The following is a 19,723-nucleotide window of genomic DNA, read 5'->3' on the forward strand; positions in this document are numbered from 1 at the left end:
CCTCATTGACCATGCTCGAAGACCTCACGACCGCAGCGCCCCCTGCCTCCTGGCCGGCCGCGTATCCGCAGGGATACGCGGTCGTCGACGTGGAGACCACAGGGCTGGCCCGCGACGACCGGATCATCTCCGCCGCCGTCTACCGGCTGGACGCGCGCGGCGAGGTCGAGGACCACTGGTACACGACGGTCAATCCGGAACGGGACCCCGGCCCGGTGTGGATCCACGGTCTGACGAGCGAGGTGCTCGAAGGGTCGCCGCTCTTCGGGGAGGTCGCCGAGGAGTTCGCCGCCCGGCTCGACGGCCGGGTGCTGGTCGCGCACAACGCGGTCTTCGACTGGTCGATGATCGCGCGGGAGTACGCGCGCGCCGGGCGCGAGGCTCCGGTGCGCCGGCGCCTGTGCACCATCGCGCTCTCCAAGGAGCTGGGGCTGCCGCTGCCCAACCACAAGCTGGAGTCGCTGGCCGCGCACTTCGGCGTCGTGCAGCAGCGCGCGCACCACGCGCTGGACGACGCCCGGGTGCTGGCCGAGGCGTTCCGGCCGAGCCTGTGGGCCGCCGCCCGCGACGGGGTGCGGCTGCCGCTCCTGGAGTGCCTGCCGCTCAAGGAGTGGACCGACAGCGCCGCGGCTCCGCGGATCGGACGCCAGGCGAGCCACGGCTCCGGCGGCTACCCGTCGGGGAGTTGGCGGCCCTCCCGCAAGCGCCCGGCGTGCCCGTATCCGAACCCCGGACGGTACACGGCGGACAAACCGCTCAAACAGGGCATGCGGGTCGCGTTCTCCGGGGACACGTCCATCGACCGCGATCTGCTGGAGGACCGCGCCGTCGAGGCCGGACTTCATGTCGCGACGAGCCTGTCCCGGCTCACCAGCCTGCTGGTCACCAACGACCCGGACTCCGGCACGTCGAAGGTGGTCAAAGCGCGACAGTTCGGGACACCGGTGGTCGACGAGGCCGCGTTCGGACAGCTGCTGCGCGACGTCGAACCCGCGTCGGAAGGGTGACGGGCGTACGGGTGATTGACGGGCGACTCGCCCCGCGCCCGCTCGCCCGCACCGCCCCCGCACCCCACCCTGTGGCGCATGGCGAGATGCGAAGTATGCGGCAATGACTACGGAATGACCTTCGAGGTGCACGCGCAGGGTGCCGTGCACGTCTTCGACTGCTTCTCCTGCGCGATCCACCGGATGGCCCCGATCTGCGAACACTGTCGTGTCCAGGTCATCGGTCAGGGCGTGGAGGTCGAGGGCCACTGGTACTGCGGCGCGCACTGCGCCCGCGCGGAGGGGAAGGCGGGGATCGTCGACAAGGTCTGACCCCCGTCCCCCGGACGGGGCATCGCGCGGCCCTCGGCGGGACCCTCCCGTCGGGGGCCGAATCGTGCCGAGTACCGTCAATGGGGTGTACCGCTTCCTGTTGTCCCGGCAGTGGGTGATCCTCACCCTCGTGGCCCTCGCGCTCATCCCGACGATGATCAAGCTGGGCTTCTGGCAGCTCCACCGGCACGAGCACAAGGTCGCCCTGAACACGGTGATCTCCGACTCGCTCGCCGCGAAGCCGGTGCCCGCGGAGTCGGTCACCGCGCCGGACCGGCAGATCCGCGACGACGACCTGTTCCGCCGGGTCACCGCGAAGGGCCGTTTCGACACCGCGCACGAAGAGGTCGTCCGCCGCCGCACCAACGCCGACGGCGAGGTCGGGTACCACGTGCTGACCCCGTTCGTCCTGGACGACGGCCGGGTCCTCATGGTCAACCGGGGCTGGGTCCCGGCGGACGGGGCGCAGACCGCCTTCCCGAAGATCCCGGCCCCCGCCTCGGGCGAGATCACCGTCACGGGCCGGCTGATGGCCGACCAGACGACCGCCGAGAGCGGCATCAAGAACGTCCGGGGCCTGCCCGCCCGTCAGGTCATGCTCATCAGCAGCGGGCAGGAGGCGCGGCGGCTAGGCAAGCCGGTCCTCGGCGGCTACATCGAGCAGACCGCGCCGGCGCCCCGGGGCGGCTCGCCCGAGCTGATCCCCGACCCCGAGCACAGCGACATCGGCCCGCACATGGCGTACGCGATCCAGTGGTGGCTGTTCTCCGCGGGCGTGCCCGTCGGCTGGGTGGTCCTGGTCCGCCGCGAGCGCCGCGACCGGGCCGAGGCCGCCGCCCAGAGCACTCCCGAGGCGGAGCCGGCGGGCGTGTAGCCGAGGGCGGCCCGTCACACCGCGGGGCCCCACGCCACTCTGGCGGCCCGATTGACCGTTGCCCCGTTCGGGAACCCGTCCACCGTGCACCGACGCATCGAGGACTACGCGCTCATCGGGGACGAACAGACCGCCGCTCTGGTGGGCCGCGACGGCTCCGTCGACTGGCTGTGTCTGCCCCGCTTCGACTCCGCGGCCTGCTTCGCGGCCCTGCTGGGCGACGAGGACAACGGCCACTGGCGGATCGCTCCCGAGGGAGCGGACGTGTGCACCCGGCGCGCCTACCGCCCGGACACCCTGGTGCTCGACACCGAGTGGGACACCCCCGAGGGCTCGGTGCGGGTCACCGATCTGATGCCCCAGCGCGAGCACGCCCCCGACCTCGTCCGCGTCATCGAGGGCCTCAGCGGCCGGGTCCGTATGCGCAGTCTGCTGCGGCTGCGGTTCGACTACGGCTCGGTCGTGCCCTGGATGCGCCGCGCGGACGGCCACCGGGTCGCCGTCGCCGGGCCCGACTCGGTGTGGCTGCGCAGCGAACCGCCCGTACGCACCTGGGGCCAGGACTTCCGCACCCACTCCGAGTTCACCGTGGCGGCGGGCGAGAAGGTCGCCTTCGTCCTGACCTGGCACCCCTCGCACCGGCCCCGGCCGCCCCTGTGCGATCCCTTCGAGGCCCTGGAGACCAGCGTCCAGGACTGGAGGGCGTGGGCGGCGCGCTGCCGCTACGACGGACCGCACCGGGACGCCGTCGTCCGCTCGCTGATCACCCTCAAGGCGCTCACCTACGCGCCGACCGGCGGCATCGTGGCCGCCCCCACCACCTCGCTGCCCGAGGAGATCGGCGGCGTCCGCAACTGGGACTACCGCTACTGCTGGCTGCGCGACTCCACCCTCACCCTCGGCGCGCTCCTGTCGGCCGGCTACCACGAGGAGGCCGAGGCCTGGCGCGACTGGCTGCTGCGCGCGGTCGCGGGCGACCCGGCGGCCCTGCAGATCATGTACGGCCTCTCGGGTGAACGGCGGCTGTCGGAGTACGAGATCCCCTGGCTGTCCGGCTACGCGGACTCCTCGCCCGTCCGGGTCGGCAACAGCGCCGTGGAGCAGCTGCAGCTCGACGTGTACGGCGAGGTCATCGACTCGCTGTCGCTCGCCCGGCGCTCGGGCCTGCCGTCGCGGCCCCACATGTGGCGGGTGGAGTGCGCCATGATGGAGTTCCTGAGGGTGGCCTGGCGGCAGCCCGACGAGGGGATCTGGGAGGTGCGCGGCCCGCGCCGGCACTTCGTGTACTCCAAGGTGATGGCCTGGGTGGCCGCGGACCGCGCGGTGCGCACCCTGGAGGACGACCCGGCGCTCGAGGGCGACATCGAGGCCTGGCGGGCGATGCGCGACGAGGTGCACCGCGAGGTGTGCGAACGCGGCTTCGACCCTGTCCGGAACACCTTCACCCAGTCCTACGGCTCGACCGAGCTGGACGCCTCCCTGCTGCTCATCCCGCGCGTGGGCTTCCTGCCCCCCGACGACCCCCGGGTGGTCGGCACGGTCGACGCGGTCCGCGCGGAACTCGCCCCGGACGGCTTCCTGGTACGCCGCTACAGTGCCGCCACGACCGGGATCGACGGACTCCCGGGCGACGAGGGCACCTTCGTCGTCTGCTCGTTCTGGCTCGCGGACGCGCTGCATCTGACGGGCCGTACGCAGGAGGCGCGCGACCTGTTCGAGCGGCTCATCGGCCTCACCAACGACCTGGGGCTGCTGTCCGAGGAGTACGACCCGGTCGCGGGCCGGCAGCTCGGCAACTTCCCGCAGGCCTTCAGCCACATCGGTCTGGTGGTGTCCGCCCTCAGCCTGTTCGGCTTCGACGAGGTGGACCGGACGGACGGGGTCGTCCCACCGGGATAGGGGAGGATGGGGCCATGGATCTTGGACTGAAGGATCGTGTGTACGTCGTCACGGGAGCCACCCGGGGCCTGGGCAACGCCGCCGCGCGCGAACTCGTCGCCGACGGCGCCAAGGTGGTCGTCACGGGACGCGACGAGGCCACCGCGGCCGGCGCCGCCTCCGCGCTCGGCCCGAACGCGGTCGGGGTGGCCGCCGACAACGGCGCCGCCGAGACTCCGGCCCGGCTGATCGCGGCCGCCCGGGGGCACTTCGGCGGCTTCGACGGCATCCTGATCAGCGTCGGCGGGCCGCCGCCCGGGTTCGCCGCGGACAACACCGACGAGCAGTGGATGGTGGCGTTCGAGGAGGTCTTCCTCGGCGCGGTGCGCCTCGCCCGCGCGGCCGCCGACGAACTCGGCGAGGGCGGGGTCATCGGCTTCGTGCTGTCCGGCTCGGTGCACGAGCCGATCCCCGGGCTCACCATCTCCAACGGTCTGCGTCCGGGACTCGCGGGCTTCGCCAAGTCCCTCGCCAACGAACTGGGGCCGCGCGGCATCCGGGTCGTGGGGCTGCTGCCGTCCCGGATCGACACGGACCGGGTGCGCCAGCTCGACGGCCTGTCCGCCGACCCCGAGGCCACCCGGGCGGCCAACGAGGCCCGTATCCCGCTGCGCCGCTACGGCACCCCGGAGGAGTTCGGCCGCACGGCCGCGTTCCTGCTCTCCCCCGCCGCGTCGTACCTCACGGGCCTCATGCTGCCGGTGGACGGCGGGATGCGAAGCGGGTTCTAGGACCCCGGCACAACAGAACACCGGCCGGGGCTCCAGGCCCCCGGCGGGCCACGCGGCCCGGCGGGGCACAGGGGAACGCCGGGCGGGGTTCCGGCCCCGGGCTGGGGACGGCGGCACGCGGGGCGGATCTCCAGCCCGCTGGCGCGCACGCCAGAACACTGGGCGGATTCCGGCCCCCGGCGGCGCACGGCGGCACGCGGGGCGGATCTCCAACACCCGGCGGAGCACGGCAGAACGCCGGGCGGGGTTCCAGGACCCTGGTCATGGCCCACGGCCCGTCACGTCACGCGTTCGGCGCGGTGCTTGACGCCGCGCAGCCGGACCTCCGCCGGGAGGGCGGCCAGGCCTGCCGAGTCCCGCGCGTGCGCGAGCGCCTCCTCGGTCAGCAGCCGCAGCGCGTGCCCGGGGTCCACGTGCGGTTCCAGCAGGAGCCGCACCCGCGCCTCGGGCAGACTGCGCCGGCCGGTCAGCCGGACGTCGGCGTGATCGACACCGCCCAGCCGGGAGGACTCGGCGGCCAGCACACCCTCCAGGGCCCGTCCGCGCAGCAGCGCGCCCGCGCCGTCGCCGGTGTCGACCAGCACGTCGGCGAGCCTCCGGCGCCGTACGACGGCGACCAGCCACCACAGGGCGAGCAGCAGGAGCACCGCGAGCGCGGCGATGACGGCGGGCCACCACCAGCCCTGGTCCCGCCACTTCATCCGCCGGGCGGTGCTGAGCAGCACGTCGTGCCGCCCCTCGTAGATCCACCAGGACGGCGGCCGCACGCCGAGTCCGACGGCCAGCACGGAGCCGCCGAAGACCAGCAGGACGAGCCCGATGAAGCCGATCAGTACCCGGTTGACGATCCGCAGCACGGACCTCACCCCTTCCGTCCGGGGCGCGCGACGTGCACCGAAAGGGCGGGCGAACGGGAGAGGCCCAGTCCCCTGATGCCGTCGGCGAGGGTGGTGTCGAGGTCGGCGCGCACGTCGTCGAGTTCCCGGAAGTGCGCCAGCGCCCGGACGTCCACCTTCCGGCGCTTCACCCGCACGCGGACCGACTGCACACCGGCGATCTCCATGGCACGGTCGCGGAGCGCCGTCGCGGCGGCTCCCCGGTGCAGTCCGGCCCGGACGTCGGCGTGGGTGCGCCGCATCGGCAGCACGTCCCGCAGTCCGGGTGTGGCGGCCAGGACGAGCAGCCACAGTCCCAGCACGGCGGCGATCCCGGCGCCGACGAGGACGGCGGTGTCGTCGAGGGGCCGTTCGGCGAGCTGCCGGGCCAGCCAGGTCCGCCAGTACAGCGCGGTGCGTCCGGCGCGCACGGCCACGACGTCGTAGAGGAAGGCGCCCGCGGCGACGAGGAGCACGAGCGCGAGGATGCCCGCGGGGATCCGGCGGGCGGACCAGAAGCGGCCCTGGCGACCGTCCTCGTCGCCGGTGGTGTCCAGCGGTTCGTACGCGGCGGCGGAGGCGGACTGCCCGAGGGCACCCGTGCCGTCCCCGTCGCCGGACTTCTCCAGGACGGGCGTCTTCCGGGTGTCCTCGGAGCCCTGGGGCTCGCTCATTGCGTCCTCCCCCGTACCGCGCCGGACTCGGGTGTCAGATGCAGCCGCTCCACCTGGACTGCCACCTCGGGCACTTCCATGCCCGCCAACGCCTCTACCCGCTCGGTGACATGACGACGCACCGCGCCGCACTGGGCGCCGATGTCGGCGGGGTATCCGAGCTCCAGGCTGACCCGGACCCGGGCGCTGTGCGTCGGGGTGCCGTCCGTGCCCCCGGTGCCCGACGCCTGCCGCCGTACGACGACCGACGCGTGCGGGGGGACCGCGTCGGCGGGCGGCGGGGGCAGCGCCTCGCGGGCCGCGCGCGAGGCGATCTTCGCGACGACGCGGTCGGCGATCCTGGTGGCGCCCCGCTCGGGGGGCGGGACGGTCACGAGGGCCGGCCGCGGCGCGCCGGGCGGCTCGGGGTGATCGGGCACGTGTCACCGCCGCCGGTCGCCGCGGGCGCGGAAGAAGTCGCCGATGTCCAGGTCCCCCTCCAGGAGCCGCCCGACGACGAACCCGACGGCCCCCAGCGCGGCCACCAGGAGGAACGCGCCGAAGCCGCCGAAGTACCCGGCGAAGGCCAGCGCCATTCCGGCGATCATGCCGATCACGGCCAAGCTCATGGTGCGCTCCTCAGCGGTCGGTGGCCGGGTCACTCAGGGTGCGGCGGGCCGGGGTCGGGGGCGTTCCGGCGGCCCCGGGGGGTCACTGGAGCCGTGACTCCGGCTCTTCTTCCTCTTCCTCGGGAAGCTTCACGTCACTCACCGCGATGTTGACTTCCACCACTTCGAGCCCCGTCATGCGCTCGACGGCGGAGATGACGTTCTCCCGCACGGCCCGGGCCACGTCGGAGATCGACACGCCGTAGTCGACGACGATCTCCAGGTCGAGCGCCGTCTGCAGCTCTCCGACCTCGGCCTTGACTCCGCGCGTCACCGATTTGGTGGACCCGCCGGGCACCCGGTCGCGTACGGCTCCGAAGGTGCGGCTGAGCCCGCTGCCCATCGTGTGGACACCGACCACGTCCCGGGCGGCGAGCCCGGCGATCTTCTCCACGACTCCGTCGGCGATCGTGGTCCGTCCCCGGGTGGCGGGGTCTCCGCCGCCGCGCCGGGTGGGCTTGCGGGTCTGCTGGGACTCCTTCTCGGTGTCGGGGCTGTCCGTCCGGTTCCGCTCGGTCATGTCGGTCATCGCCGTACGTCCCTTTCGGTCGTCCTCCTCTGCTCACAGTAGGTCGGGTCGCGCCGTCGCGCGCCGTGGATGAGGCACGCTGGAGCAATGACGGCGGACCGGTGGACACAGGCGGTACGGGATCGGCTCGGGCTCGGCAGACTCCTGCCGCTGGGGCTCGCGCTCGACGGCGCGTGGATCACGGAGCAGGCGGCCGCGTCGGTGCTGCGGCGCGAGACGGCGGCCGTGGCGGGGGTGCGGCTCGGGGCGCTGCGGCTCGCGCTGGCCGACCCGGACGGGGCCGGTGAGCCGGCCGTGCCGCCGCCGCCCAGTGCCCTGCCGCCGGGTCCGCTGCGCGTCACCGCGGAGTTCGCGGTCGCGGCGGATCCCGGGTTCCCCGGCGCCGAGCCGCTGCCGGCCGTCGCGGCCCGGCTGCGCCTGGCCGTGGTGTCCGCCGCGACCCGGCTGCTGGGCCTGGACGTCGCGGAGGTCGACCTTCGGGTGACGGACCTGCTGGAGGAAACTCCCGCGGAAGACGGCGTACGGGTGAATCCCCGGGCCGGTTCGGCCGACGGGACCCGGGACGCGGCCGGCGAGTCGGGGCCCCCGTCGGTGCCGAGGGACCCCGAGGAGGCCCGGATCGCGGCGGCGGTGTCGGCCGTTCCGGGGGTCACCCGGCTGACGGACTCGCTGGGCCGGCCGGTCCACGTCGAAAGCGTGCCCACCGTGGAACCGGCCCTGCCGCGCCGCCACGTCCGGGTCGAACTGGAGGTCTCCGGGGACGAACGCGCGGTGGACGTGGCCCGGGCGGTCAGAACAGCGGTCACCGAATCCACACGGGACACCCCGTCGGTGGCGGTCCTGGTGACATCCGTGACCTCGGGTACCCCGTCCCACCGACCGTGACCGTCGCGGGGCGGGGCGCACCCGCCCGGGAACATGCCCTCGCGAACGCGGTCTCCGGGTGCGCCCTTCTCTGGGCCGGTCGGGGTGGCGGGGCGCCCGGCGGCGCCGGGTGCCCGCCTGGAGGGGGCGCGCCGAAGAGAATTCGTGCGCGCCCGGAGGGCTATTCGCCGACGCCCGCGAGGTCGCGGAGCCTGCGGGCCTGGGAGGCGCGCTCGGCGGTGCGCTGCTCCTCGTAGGTGCGCTCCTGGGCACCGCGCAGCAGCGCCTTCGTCTCGATCACGGCGTCCCGGGGCGCGGCCAGCAGCGCCGCGGCCAGGTCGGCGACCGCCGCGTCGAGCTGGTCGCCGGGCACGGCGAGGTTGGCGAGCCCGGTGCGCTCGGCCTCCTCGGCGAGCACGAAGCGGCCCGTGGCGCAGATCTCCAGCGCACGGGCGTACCCCACGAGGGCGACCAGCGGGTGCGTCCCGGTGAGGTCGGGCACCAGCCCGAGGCTGGTCTCGCGCATGGCGAACTGCACGTCGTCGGCGACGACGCGAAGGTCACACGCGAGGGCGAGCTGGAAGCCGGCACCGATGGCATGCCCCTGGACGGCGGCGATGGACACGATGTCGCTGCGCCGCCACCAGGTGAACGCCTCCTGGTACTCGGCGATGGTCGCGTCGAGCTCGGCGTCCGAACCGCGCGCGAGGTCGATGAACGACGGCTCGCCGTCGAACCCCTCGGGCGTGAACGCCTGCCGGTCGAGCCCCGCGGAGAAGGACTGGCCCTCGGCCCGCAGGACGACCACCCGGACGGAGCCCGGCAGTGACCGACCCGCCTGCGTCAAGGCCCGCCAGAGAGCAGGACTCTGGGCATTGCGCTTGGCCGGATTGGTCAGCGTCACCGTGGCGGTCGCGCCGTCGACGGTGAGCCGTACGCCGTCCTGGTCGAGTACGGGGTCGAGATCCTTGTCGAGCGAAGCCATGGGGTGCCTCCGATGGGTGCGGTCGGATCAGGGGCGCGCCTCGCACGGCGAGGAACGCACCTAAGTGACTGCACAGTAACCACCCGGTCGGTCACCCGACCGACCGGGTGGTCACCACCGAAGCCGATGGGGACGCCCGGCCTCAGGCCGAGGCGGCCTTCTTGCCCCGCGTCGCACCGCCACGCCCTCGGAGCGTGACGCCCGACTCGCTGAGCATCCGGTGGACGAAGCCATACGAGCGGCCGGTCTCTTCGGCCAGCGCTCGGATGCTCGCACCGGAGTCGTACTTCTTCTTCAGGTCTGCCGCGAGCTTGTCGCGCGCGGCGCCGGTAACCCGGCTGCCCTTCTTCAGAGTCTCGGCCACCCGGTCCTCCTCATGGGAAGTGCGCTCTGGACTCTCATGATCACCCCTTTCGGGCGTCATGGCCACCCATTCGGCAAGGTCCGTAAGACAAGGTTTTGACGACAGGAGTCCGTCCCCACGAGTGGAACCAGTGATTCCGGGTGGTGCGGCCCCTGCGCCCGAACGGGTCCTCCGGCGAAGTACCTGGTCAGCGACGCAGGACGGCCGAGCCCTTGGGAACAAAGGACTCGGCCGTGAAATCGATGTACGACACACCGCGGTACGAGGAGATCTCACACAGATGATGGATCACGGATCGGCCGAATGATCCATACGCAGTGGATCACTCCATCGATCAGGCGCCGCCGGCCCCGCGAGGGGGCCGGGCGGGACTCAGGCGAGGGCCACGAGGTCGGCGTAGTCGGCGCCCCACAGGTCCTCGACGCCGTCCGGGAGCAGGATGATCCGCTCCGGCTGGAGCGCCTCGACGGCACCCTCGTCGTGGGTGACGAGGACGACGGCGCCCTTGTAGGTGCGCAGCGCGCCGAGGATCTCCTCACGGCTGGCCGGGTCGAGGTTGTTCGTCGGCTCGTCGAGCAGCAGGACGTTCGCGGACGAGACGACGAGGGTCGCGAGCGCGAGCCGGGTCTTCTCGCCGCCGGAGAGCACGCCGGCCGGCTTGTCGACGTCGTCCCCGGAGAACAGGAACGAGCCGAGGGTCTTGCGGACCTCGACCAGGTCCAGGTCGGGGGCGGCCGAGCGCATGTTCTCCAGGACCGTGCGCTCGGGGTCGAGGGTCTCGTGCTCCTGGGCGTAGTAGCCGAGCTTGAGGCCGTGGCCCTCGACGACCTCTCCGGTGTCGGGCTGCTCGGCACCGCCGAGCAGGCGCAGGAGGGTCGTCTTGCCGGCGCCGTTCAGGCCGAGGATGACGACGCGGGAGCCCTTGTCGATGGCCAGGTCGACGTCGGTGAAGATCTCCAGCGAGCCGTACGACTTCGACAGGCCCTCGGCCATGAGCGGGGTCTTGCCGCAGGGCGCGGGCTCCGGGAAGCGCAGCTTGGCGACCTTGTCGGAGACGCGGACGGACTCCAGGCCGGAGAGCAGCCGGTCGGCGCGCTTGGCCATGTTCTGCGCGGCGACCGTCTTGGTGGCCTTGGCGCGCATCTTGTCGGCCTGGGCGTTGAGGGCGGCGGCCTTCTTCTCGGCGTTCTGCCGCTCGCGCTTGCGGCGCTTCTCGTCGGCCTCGCGCTGCTGCTGGTAGAGCTTCCAGCCCATGTTGTAGACGTCGATCGTGGCGCGGTTGGCGTCCAGGTAGAACACCTTGTTGACGACCGTCTCGACGAGGTCGACGTCGTGGGAGATCACGATGAAGCCGCCGCGGTACGTCTTCAGGTAGTCGCGCAGCCAGACGATGGAGTCGGCGTCGAGGTGGTTCGTCGGCTCGTCGAGCAGCAGGGTGTCGGCGTCCGAGAAGAGGATGCGGGCCAGCTCGATACGTCGGCGCTGACCGCCGGAGAGCGTGTGCAGGGGCTGGCCGAGCACGCGGTCGGGGAGGTTGAGCGCGGCGGCGATGGTCGCGGCCTCGGCCTCGGCGGAGTACCCGCCCTTGGTCAGGAACTCCGTCTCCTGGCGCTCGTACTGTCGCAGGGCCTTCTCGCGGGTGGCGCCGGAGCCGTTGGCGATGCGCTGTTCGTTCTCGCGCATCTTGCGGATCAGGACGTCGAGGCCGCGGGCCGACAGGACGCGGTCGCGCGCGAGGACGTCGAGGTCTCCGGTGCGCGGGTCCTGCGGGAGGTAGCCGACCTCGCCGGAGCGGGCGACGGTTCCGCCGGCGGGCTGGCCCTCGCCGGCGAGGACCTTGGTGAGCGTCGTCTTGCCCGCGCCGTTGCGGCCGACCAGGCCGATGCGGTCACCCTTGGTGATGCGGAAGGTGGCGGACTCGATGAGGATGCGGGCACCGGCGCGCAGCTCGATACCGGAGGCGGAGATCACGGACAGACTCCAGAGCGGGATTGATGGCGGGGTGGACGGCCGAGGACGTTCACGCCGTCTAATGCGCGAGGAGAGTGGCCATGGGCCAAGTCTAACGGGGCGGTGCAACCAGTTTTCCGGGTGTGTGGTGTCCGGCACCTGTGATGCTCGCCCCCTTCCGGGGGTCCGGCGGCCCCGTCGCCCGTTCGGACCGCGGCCCGGGGCCGGGTGCCCGAGGGCGTACGAGGATGGCGCCACGGAGCGACGAAGGCGGTGTGCCCATGCGGTTCGACGACGACGCCGGCCTGGACACCTCCGAGGTGCAGGACCGGCGCGGCGGTCGCGTCCCCGGCGGCGCGAGGCTCGGCGGCGGTCTCGCCGCGCTGATCGCGCTCGTCCTCGGACTGCTCTTCGGGGTGGGCCCCGACCGGCTCGGGCTCTCCTCGGACGGTGACGGGCAGGGGGCCACCGGCTCCTCCCTCGCGGAGGTGCAGCGGTCCTGCCGGACGGGGCGGGACGCGAACGCCCGGGAGGACTGCCGGACCGTGGCGGTGGTCAACAGCGTCCAGGACTACTGGACCCGGGAGTTCGCGCGCCGGGGCGGCGCGTACACCCGCGCCCCCACGGTGTTCTTCGACGGCCGGGTGAACACCGCGTGCGGCACCGCGTCCTCGGCCGTCGGGCCCTTCTACTGTCCCGGCGACCGCAAGGTGTATCTGGACCTCGGCTTCTTCGACGACCTCCGGACGAAGTTCGGCGCCGGCGGCGGACCGTTCGCGGGGGCCTACGTGGTGGCGCACGAGTACGGGCACCATGTGCAGAACCTCACGGGCGCCCTGTCCCGCGCGAAGGGCGGCGGGACCGGTGCCGGCGGCGACGCGGTGAGGACGGAGCTCCAGGCCGACTGCTACGCGGGGGTGTGGACGCGGCACGCGACCACCACGCCGTCCGCGTCGACGGGAAAGCCGCTGCTGACCTCGCTGACGGACGCCGACGTCCGGGACGGGCTGGACGCGGCGGCGGCCGTGGGCGACGACCGGATCCAGTCGCGGTACCAGGGCCGGGTGACTCCGGAGACCTGGACGCACGGGTCGGCGGCGCAGCGGCAGCGGTGGTTCTACCAGGGCTTCACCAGCGGCGACATGGCGCAGTGCGACACGTTCCGGTGAGCCGCTCCGCCGGGACACGGGGCGTTGTCAGTGGCCGGTGCCAGACTGGGCGGCGTACCGGATCAAGGCAATGCGTGACGAGACGGAGGTATCGGCATGGCCGGCACGAACGGCGGGCGCCCGAGCATCTACCCCTCGATGCTGTACGCCGACGCGAAGGGGGCGATCAGACAGCTCACGGAGGCCTTCGGCTTCACCGAGCTGTCGGTCTACGAGAGCGAGGACGGCTCGGTGATGCACGCCGAGCTGGTGCAGGGCAACGGCGCGGTGATGCTCGGCTCGAAGGGACGCGGGGGCCGCTTCGACGAGGCGATGAAGAACGCGGGCCCGTGCGGGGTCTACATCGTCGTGGACGACGTCGACGCACACCACCGGCGGGCGGTGGAGCACGGAGCGGAGATCCTGATGGCCCCGACCGACCAGGACTACGGCTCGCGCGACTACATGGCCCGCGACCTGGAGGGCAACATCTGGAGCTTCGGCACCTACGCCCCGGAGACGGGCGCGTAGGACCGCTCCGGGGTCCGGCCCGGGGGGCGTCGGCCGGCCGGGCCGGTCAGCTCCCCCCGGTGTGCACCTGGAAGGCGGCCCTGCGCACGGCCTTGGCGAGCGCGGGGTCGGGGTGCGCGGCGGCGAGAGCGACCAGCACCTGCACCGTGCGCGGGTGGCCGACCGCGCGCACCTCGTCGAGGAGCGCGGGCACGGTGGGCTGCACCGCGGACTCCAGGTGACGGACGAGGAGCGGGGCCTCGCCGTGGTCGGCGACGGCCGCGGCGGTGTCGACCCACAGCCAGGTGGACTCGGCGCGGGTGAGGACCTCGTGGGCGTCCTCGGGGTCGTAGCCGTCGTGCTCGGCCAGCCACAGCAGGGCGTACGGGCGCAGCGAGGTCTCCTCGGCGACCGCGCGCACCTCGGGCTCGGCGGGGGCGCCGACCACGCGCAGTGCCTCGAAGGCGAGGCCGCGGGTGAGGGCGTCCTCGCCGCGGGCCGCCTCGATGAGTTCGGTGACGGCGCCGCCGACCGGGCGGGCGGCGAGCCAGGCCCGGTACTCGGCGCGGGCCGCGTTGGGGCGGAGCTGGGCGCAGCCGCGGAGCATGTCCTCGGCGGACTGCTCGATGTTGCCGGCGGGGCTCTGCGCGGCGACGCAGATCTGCTCCAGCTTGACCCAGACCGCCCAGCTGCCGAGCCCGGTGAGGGTGGCCTGTCCCTCGCCGTAGGTCAGCGCGCCGACGTGGGCGAGGGCTCCCAGGGCCCAATCGAGGAGCGGGGCCAGGGGTGCGTCCGGGACCTCGGCGGGTTCCGGGGCGGGCTCGGTCGCGGGCTCGGGGCCGTAGGTGATCTCGCAGCGCTCGGTGCGCAGTTCCGTGACGCGCTGGCCGAGGAGGTCGAGGAGCTGGTCCACCGGGACGGGCCCGTTGGAGAGCTGGAGGAAGGAGAGCACCTGGGGCATCGCGGAGACGACCTCGGCGACGGCCGCGGGCTCGCCGTCCGCCGGTTCGGGGTAGGCGAGGGACCAGGCGTCGAAGAGGGCGACCCAGCCGCGCAGGACGGCGCTGTCGTCGCGGCTCCAGGCGCGCAGCCGCCATCCCGGGCGGGCGTCGTCGCCGTGCACCTCGATGAGACCGGCCAGCCGGGCGGTGTCCCAGTCGCCGCGGACCTGCACCGGGGTGAGTCCGAGATCCGAGGCGGCCCGGTGGGCGGTGGCGTCGGAGAGGGTGCCCTTGCCGTCGGGGTTCGCGGTGTCACGCCCCGGGCGCAGGGCGGCGTCGGCCCAACGGGCCACCCGGGCCGCGTCGGACAGCCGTGTGCGCGCCATGCGGGCGAGCTCCGCGGGCGGCGGTGTGCCTTCCGGCGGCCGCGGCGCGGGGCGGCGGGTGCGGCGCTGGGTGACCGCTCGGGGGGCGGTCGCGAGGGACCGCGGGCTGACGAGTCGGAGCCTGGAGTCGCGCGGGTTACGGGACGTCACGAGTGCAGTCTTGCGGTTGACAGTCCGAAAACCCAAACGGAATGCCCTCGCAGGCCACGGGCACACCGGAGGCCGGACCGTTCCCGGGGTGCCCGGCACGCGGGAAACGGCGCGGCGCGGAGTTGTCCCGGCCTCAACCGGAAGCGTCTTCCCGGGCGGGCTCGGGGAGCCGTGCCGGCGCCCTTCCGGCGGGCCCCGCGCCCTACATCAAGGGGACCAGGAAACGGCGCAGGGCTTCCTCGTAGGCCGCCGGGTCGGCGTTCCACATGGCGCCGTGCGGGGCGTCCGGGACGGTGTGCAGGGTGACCAGGTCGGGGCGGCTCGCGGCGAGCCGGCGGGAGGCGCCCCAGGGGGCGATGCGGTCGTCGGGACCGTGCACCAGCAGGGTCGGCACCTTGACCTGGTCGGGGTGGGCGGCGTGCGCGATGCGGTCGCCGCGAACGCCGGTGCGGCCCTGTGCGGCACGCACCGCCAGCGGCAGCAGGAAGGCCGGGGTGTGGCGGGCGCCGGCGAGGGCGCGCAGGGTGGTCTCCCAGTCGAGGACCGGCGAGTCCAGGACGAGGCCGGAGATCCGCTCGCGCAGGGCGGAGTGGGCGGCGGCGCGCAGGGCCATGGTGGCGCCGGTGGACCAGCCGTAGAGGACGACCCGCTCGGCGCCGAACCGCACGGCGTAGCGGATGGCGGCGTCGAGGTCGCGCCACTCGGTCTCGCCGAGGTGGTTCAGTCCGTCCGGCGGGCGGGGTGCCCCGAGGTCGCCCCGGTAGGCGAGGTCGAGGACGGGGAAGTGCCGTCCGTTCAGGAACCCCATGAGGTTCATGGGCTGTTCCCGGGTGGTGCCCAGGCCGTGCACGGTGATGACCCAGGTGTCGCGGACGGCGGGTACGAACCAGGCGGGCAGGGCGCCGAGTTCGCCGGGCACGTCGACGTCGGCGTGTTCGAGTCCGAGGGCGGATCCAGGGTCGCCGACGTAGAGGTTCGGGGTGAGCCACACCTTGTCGCCGGGTTCCAGGGAGCCGTGCGTGACCCGTTCCAGGGTGCGTACGACGGTGTCGGCGGTGTGGGGCACGGAGTTCTGGAGGGGGCCGACGACCGCGTGGGAGCCGTCGCCCGCCAGGCCGTAGGTGCCCGGGCGCCGGGAGGCGAGGGCCCTGGTGAGGGTGATGCCGCCGGCCGTCGTGGCGTGCACGGTGAGCCGGGGCTCGGTGGGCAGGGGTTTGCCGGGCCGCGTCTTGAGCGCGGCGTCGCTGGCGAACCGGCCCGCCGCCACGGAGGCCGCGCCCGCGGCTATGGCTACGGTGACGGCCGCTGCCGTGGCTCTTAGGGTGCGCACCCGACCAGTTTCCCGGGGGCGACGGCCATCGGCCAGCGGAGGCGCCTCCTGGGGTGACGCGCGGGGCCGGCGAGGCCTGCCGGACGGACGCCCACCAGACCGGCACGGGTGGCGCCCGCGGAGCCCACGGGGGCAAGCACGGGCGGGGCCCGCGGGGCAGGCCCGGTCGTCGAACGAGGAGGCGGCAGCCCGCACGCCCGGCGCCCGGGAAGCCGGCACGGCCGGGGCCCACGGAGCCCGCCCGACCGAAGCCCGCAGCACCGGCACCGCGCACGGCATGTGCCCGCGGTCCAGCACAGCTGATGCCCCGGAGCCCTCACCGCGGGCGCCCGCAGGATCCTGCGCGGCCGGGGCCCGCGGCCGGGCTCAGCCCTTCTGGCCGTACCCCTTCAGCCGCTCCCCCGCCTCCGCGAGCTGGTCCGGTGAGAGGAGGGTGGGGGCGAGGCCCGGGACCGAGGAGGCCAGGAGCCAGACGCGGCACATCCATTCCAGCTGGGCGGTGCGGTCGTACGCCTGGTCCAGCGAGGCCCCGTGGGCCAGGGTGCCGTGGTTCTGCAGCAGGCAGGCGGTGCGGCCGGCCAGGGCCCGGAGGGTGTTCTCGGCCAGTTCCGGTGTGCCGTAGGGGGCGTAGGGGGCGACGCGGACCGGGCCGCCCATGGCGGCCGCCATGTAGTGGACGAGCGGGAGTTCGGGGACCAGGAGCGAGGCGGCCGTCGCGTGCGGGGCGTGGGTGTGGACGATCGCCCGCGCGTCGGTCGCGCGGTACACGGCGAGGTGCATGGGCAGTTCGCTGGTCGGACGCAGCGAGCCGAGGACCTGCCGGCCGTCGAGGCCGACGCCGACGAGGTCCTCCCGGGTCAGCCGGTCGTAGGGCACGCCCGTGGGGGTGACCAGGACGGTGTCGCCGACGCGGACCGAGACGTTGCCGGAGGTGCCGACGACCAGTCCGTCGGCGACCGTGCGCCGGGCCGTCGCCACCAGCTCGTCCCAGGCCCGTCCGAGTGCGTCCTCCGTGTTCCGCGGAGCAGTTGCCTGCCGTCGGCCGGCCCGGCCGGTCGTCCCCGGCCGCTCATGCCCGTCCGCGGCGTCCCCGTTGCGCTCATTCATGACGCGATCCTGCCAGGCGCCGCCCCGAACGCACCCCGTACGGGCTCGCCCGGGGACGCTCGAGGGACGCACGGGGGACGGAAGACGGACGGACGGGGGGTGCATCCGGCCACCAAGTCCTCATGGTTGTATGTGATTTACATCACGTCATACCGATGGAACGCCTACGTAATCCCGGTCGGACATTTACGGCGGATCACACCCCGTGGTCGACCCGCTACGAGCCGGTCAGGGCCCCGACGCCACCCCCGGGACGGCCATTTCGACCCCTCGGCGGGTGTGACGACGGCTACAGCCTGGGCGTGACGGGGATCTCGTCTCTCAAACCTGTCTCGAGCCACCCGGTCGGACCGGTCCCGAGAGGCCAATCGGAGCACGGAATTCCGCATCCGTTCGAGCCCCGCGAACCACGCCCCGACACAAGCGGAATGAGGGTCCACCGTTCGGGACACCGTTGCGCCCGACCCAGTTCACCTTCCGTTCACCCAGGTTGCCTACGGTCCACCTGCCACTGACGTCCAACAGAAGCCTGGGTAAATGGAACACATCACGCTCCTCCTCGGAATCGTGATCGTCACCGCTCTCGTGTTCGATTTCACGAACGGTTTCCACGACACCGCCAACGCGATGGCCACCACCATCTCGACCGGCGCACTCAAGCCCAAGGTCGCGGTGGCCATGTCCGCCGCCCTCAACCTTGTCGGCGCCTTCCTCTCCGTCGAGGTCGCCAACACGATCTCCAAAGGCCTCGTCGACGAGACGGGCATCCGGCCGGAGGTGATCTTCGCCGCCCTCGTGGGCGCGATCCTCTGGAACCTGGTGACCTGGCTCGTCGGACTCCCGTCCAGCTCCTCGCACGCCCTCATGGGCGGTCTGGTCGGCGCCACCATCGCCTCCGCCGGCACCGGCGCGGTGCACGGGGACGTCCTGGTCGGCAAGGTGCTCCTGCCCGCCGTCGCGGCACCGATCGTCGCGGGCCTCGCGGCGATGGTCGCCACCCGGCTGTCGTACAAGCTCAGCGGTGACGCCGACACCAAGGCCACCAAGAAGGGCTACCGCGCCGGCCAGATAGCCTCCGCGGGCCTGGTCTCGCTGGCCCACGGCACCAACGACGCGCAGAAGACGATGGGCATCATCACCCTGGCCCTGGTCGCCGGTGGCGCCGTCGCTCCCGACTCCGACCCGCCGGTCTGGGTCATCCTCTCCGCCGGTCTCGCGATCGCGCTCGGCACCTACCTGGGCGGCTGGCGCATCATCCGCACGATGGGCAAGGGCCTGACCGACCTCCAGCCGCAGCAGGGCTTCGCCGCCCAGACCAGCGCGGCCACGGTCATCCTGGCCTCGTCGCACATCGGCTTCTCCCTCTCCACCACGCACTCGGTCTCCGGTTCCGTGATGGGTGCGGGCCTCGGCCGCAAGGGCGGTGTGGTCCGCTGGTCCACCGCCACCCGCATGGTCGTCGCCTGGGTCCTCACGCTGCCCGCCGCCGCCCTGGTCGGCGCCCTCGCCGAGTGGGTCACCGGATTCGGCACCTGGGGCACCGCGCTCGTCGCCGTCTTCCTGGTCGCGTCCAGCTTCGCGATCTGGCGCCGCTCGCGCCGCGAGGTCATCGACCACAACAACGTGAACGACGCCGAGGAGCCCGCCGGAGTGGTGACGCAGGCCATCGCCGCCGTCACCCCGCCCCCGGCCGGCACCGTCACCGACGGCCTCACGGCCACCATCCCCGCTCCGGCCGAGCCCACGGCGAACCCGTCGGCCCCGTCGCGCGTGGCCTGAGACCCGAAGGAAGAAACAGCATGAGCATCGACTGGTCAGCCCTCGGTTCCGTCTTCGGGGTCAGCCTCGGAGTGACCGTGGCCCTCGTCGCCCTCTTCACCCTCGGCGTCGCCGGCCTCTCCAAGAAGGAGTCGTCCCAGGGCGGTTCCGCCGTCGCGGCGGCCACCGGCGCCTACGTCTGCTTCGCGGCCTGCGCCGCGGCGGTGGCGTACGGCATCTCCCTGATCATCACCAAGTAGCCCGCTCGGCGCGGCCCGGAACCGGGTCGCGCCGAGCGGAACCGCGCGTGGGGCGCGGGACGGATCACCGTCCCGCGCCCCACGCGTATGTGGGCCTGCGCACACTGTCCCTCCGCAGGTCAACAGCCAGTTGACGGCCGTTCTCGCCCCGTGGTGGACTGCCGGAGCCAAGTACGGCGGCATGAGAGGAAGCCGGTGCGAATCCGGCGCGGTCCCGCCACTGTCATCGGGGAAGAAACTCCCCGGGAGCCAGGAACTCTCACCGCCGGTCTCGTCGAACCAGGGCGTGGACACCCTGAGTGAGGACATATCGCCATGCGCGGCTGCCCGTTGCCCGTTCCGCTGAGTACGAAGGTTCCGCCGCACCCCACGGCCGGCTGACC

Annotated in this window: 21 protein-coding genes and 1 riboswitch; of the genes, 10 read left to right on the plus strand and 11 right to left on the minus strand. The window is 73.3% G+C overall.

Going from position 1 to position 19,723, the window contains the following annotated elements; all coding sequences use genetic code 11:
• The first annotated feature begins 11 nt into the window (after positions 1 to 11).
• From IO36_RS27775 to IO36_RS27795, 5 genes are all read left to right on the plus strand, one after another.
• Positions 12 to 1,007 (plus strand): DEDDh family exonuclease, encoded by a 996-nt coding sequence (locus IO36_RS27775; protein WP_037623769.1) that lies wholly within the window; start codon positions 12 to 14, stop codon positions 1,005 to 1,007.
• Positions 1,008 to 1,085: 78 nt separating this feature from the next.
• Positions 1,086 to 1,319, plus strand: coding sequence for a hypothetical protein (locus tag IO36_RS27780; protein ID WP_078943477.1), 234 nt, complete (start codon positions 1,086 to 1,088; stop codon positions 1,317 to 1,319).
• Between the two features lie 85 nt (positions 1,320 to 1,404).
• On the plus strand, positions 1,405 to 2,193 hold the full coding sequence (locus tag IO36_RS27785; protein ID WP_037623771.1) for an SURF1 family cytochrome oxidase biogenesis protein: 789 nt from the start codon (positions 1,405 to 1,407) through the stop codon (positions 2,191 to 2,193).
• Positions 2,194 to 2,277: 84 nt separating this feature from the next.
• Positions 2,278 to 4,092: a glycoside hydrolase family 15 protein gene (locus IO36_RS27790; protein WP_051901007.1), complete on the plus strand. Its 1,815-nt coding sequence runs from the start codon at positions 2,278 to 2,280 to the stop codon at positions 4,090 to 4,092.
• A gap of 14 nt (positions 4,093 to 4,106) precedes the next feature.
• Positions 4,107 to 4,862: an SDR family oxidoreductase gene (locus IO36_RS27795; RefSeq protein ID WP_037623772.1), complete on the plus strand. Its 756-nt coding sequence runs from the start codon at positions 4,107 to 4,109 to the stop codon at positions 4,860 to 4,862.
• A gap of 278 nt (positions 4,863 to 5,140) precedes the next feature.
• Here the strand turns inward: IO36_RS27795 and amaP are convergent, their stop codons facing one another.
• From amaP to IO36_RS27820, 5 genes are all read right to left on the minus strand, one after another.
• Positions 5,141 to 5,719 carry an alkaline shock response membrane anchor protein AmaP gene (gene amaP / locus IO36_RS27800; protein ID WP_037623848.1) on the minus strand — a complete coding sequence of 193 codons (579 nt, stop codon included), beginning with the start codon at positions 5,717 to 5,719 and terminating at the stop codon, positions 5,141 to 5,143.
• A gap of 5 nt (positions 5,720 to 5,724) precedes the next feature.
• Complete coding sequence (locus tag IO36_RS27805; protein WP_037623773.1) at positions 5,725 to 6,411, minus strand: DUF6286 domain-containing protein; 687 nt, start codon at positions 6,409 to 6,411, stop codon at positions 5,725 to 5,727.
• The gene (locus IO36_RS27810) at positions 6,408 to 6,830 is read right to left on the minus strand and encodes an Asp23/Gls24 family envelope stress response protein (RefSeq protein ID WP_037623774.1); all 423 of its coding nucleotides are present in this window, start codon (positions 6,828 to 6,830) and stop codon (positions 6,408 to 6,410) included. The genes IO36_RS27805 and IO36_RS27810 overlap by 4 nt, the downstream gene beginning before the upstream one ends.
• Before the next feature lie 3 nt (positions 6,831 to 6,833).
• Positions 6,834 to 7,019, minus strand: coding sequence for a hypothetical protein (locus tag IO36_RS27815; RefSeq protein ID WP_037623775.1), 186 nt, complete (start codon positions 7,017 to 7,019; stop codon positions 6,834 to 6,836).
• A gap of 82 nt (positions 7,020 to 7,101) precedes the next feature.
• Positions 7,102 to 7,587: an Asp23/Gls24 family envelope stress response protein gene (locus tag IO36_RS27820; protein ID WP_037623776.1), complete on the minus strand. Its 486-nt coding sequence runs from the start codon at positions 7,585 to 7,587 to the stop codon at positions 7,102 to 7,104.
• A gap of 87 nt (positions 7,588 to 7,674) precedes the next feature.
• On the opposite strand from IO36_RS27820, the gene IO36_RS27825 reads away from it, so the two are divergent.
• On the plus strand, positions 7,675 to 8,472 hold the full coding sequence (locus IO36_RS27825; protein WP_037623777.1) for a hypothetical protein: 798 nt from the start codon (positions 7,675 to 7,677) through the stop codon (positions 8,470 to 8,472).
• Between the two features lie 160 nt (positions 8,473 to 8,632).
• On the opposite strand, the gene IO36_RS27830 is transcribed toward IO36_RS27825, so the two are convergent.
• The 3 genes from IO36_RS27830 to IO36_RS27840 form a co-directional block, all read right to left on the minus strand.
• Positions 8,633 to 9,436, minus strand: coding sequence for an enoyl-CoA hydratase/isomerase family protein (locus tag IO36_RS27830; RefSeq protein ID WP_037623778.1), 804 nt, complete (start codon positions 9,434 to 9,436; stop codon positions 8,633 to 8,635).
• Between the two features lie 142 nt (positions 9,437 to 9,578).
• Positions 9,579 to 9,800, minus strand: coding sequence for a helix-turn-helix domain-containing protein (locus IO36_RS27835; protein WP_006123601.1), 222 nt, complete (start codon positions 9,798 to 9,800; stop codon positions 9,579 to 9,581).
• A 372-nt stretch (positions 9,801 to 10,172) separates the two neighbouring features.
• On the minus strand, positions 10,173 to 11,771 hold the full coding sequence (locus tag IO36_RS27840) for an ABC-F family ATP-binding cassette domain-containing protein (RefSeq protein ID WP_037623779.1): 1,599 nt from the start codon (positions 11,769 to 11,771) through the stop codon (positions 10,173 to 10,175).
• 260 nt (positions 11,772 to 12,031) lie between these two features.
• On the opposite strand from IO36_RS27840, the gene ypfJ reads away from it, so the two are divergent.
• Together ypfJ and IO36_RS27850 are read left to right on the plus strand one after the other, a co-directional pair.
• A complete protein-coding gene (gene ypfJ / locus IO36_RS27845) occupies positions 12,032 to 12,919 on the plus strand; it encodes a KPN_02809 family neutral zinc metallopeptidase (protein ID WP_037623780.1) in 888 nt (295 codons plus the stop codon).
• A gap of 96 nt (positions 12,920 to 13,015) precedes the next feature.
• A complete protein-coding gene (locus tag IO36_RS27850) occupies positions 13,016 to 13,429 on the plus strand; it encodes a VOC family protein (protein ID WP_037623782.1) in 414 nt (137 codons plus the stop codon).
• A 46-nt stretch (positions 13,430 to 13,475) separates the two neighbouring features.
• Here the strand turns inward: IO36_RS27850 and IO36_RS27855 are convergent, their stop codons facing one another.
• From IO36_RS27855 to IO36_RS27865, 3 genes are all read right to left on the minus strand, one after another.
• On the minus strand, positions 13,476 to 14,885 hold the full coding sequence (locus tag IO36_RS27855; protein ID WP_209441278.1) for a hypothetical protein: 1,410 nt from the start codon (positions 14,883 to 14,885) through the stop codon (positions 13,476 to 13,478).
• 202 nt (positions 14,886 to 15,087) lie between these two features.
• Positions 15,088 to 16,215 (minus strand): alpha/beta hydrolase family protein, encoded by a 1,128-nt coding sequence (locus IO36_RS27860; RefSeq protein ID WP_037623785.1) that lies wholly within the window; start codon positions 16,213 to 16,215, stop codon positions 15,088 to 15,090.
• Between the two features lie 366 nt (positions 16,216 to 16,581).
• Entirely contained in the window at positions 16,582 to 17,322 is a 741-nt protein-coding gene (locus IO36_RS27865) for a class II aldolase/adducin family protein (RefSeq protein ID WP_037623787.1), read from the minus strand.
• 537 nt (positions 17,323 to 17,859) lie between these two features.
• Between IO36_RS27865 and IO36_RS27870 the strand changes: the two genes are divergently transcribed.
• Complete coding sequence (locus IO36_RS27870) at positions 17,860 to 19,101, plus strand: inorganic phosphate transporter (protein ID WP_037623788.1); 1,242 nt, start codon at positions 17,860 to 17,862, stop codon at positions 19,099 to 19,101.
• A gap of 20 nt (positions 19,102 to 19,121) precedes the next feature.
• A complete protein-coding gene (locus IO36_RS27875; RefSeq protein ID WP_037623789.1) occupies positions 19,122 to 19,340 on the plus strand; it encodes a hypothetical protein in 219 nt (72 codons plus the stop codon).
• Between the two features lie 137 nt (positions 19,341 to 19,477).
• A riboswitch (cobalamin riboswitch) is annotated at positions 19,478 to 19,618 on the plus strand.
• Positions 19,619 to 19,723: the final 105 nt, after the last annotated feature.

The sequence above is a fragment of the Streptomyces aureus genome, from assembly GCF_000725495.1.
Lineage (GTDB): Bacteria > Actinomycetota > Actinomycetes > Streptomycetales > Streptomycetaceae > Streptomyces > Streptomyces aureus_B.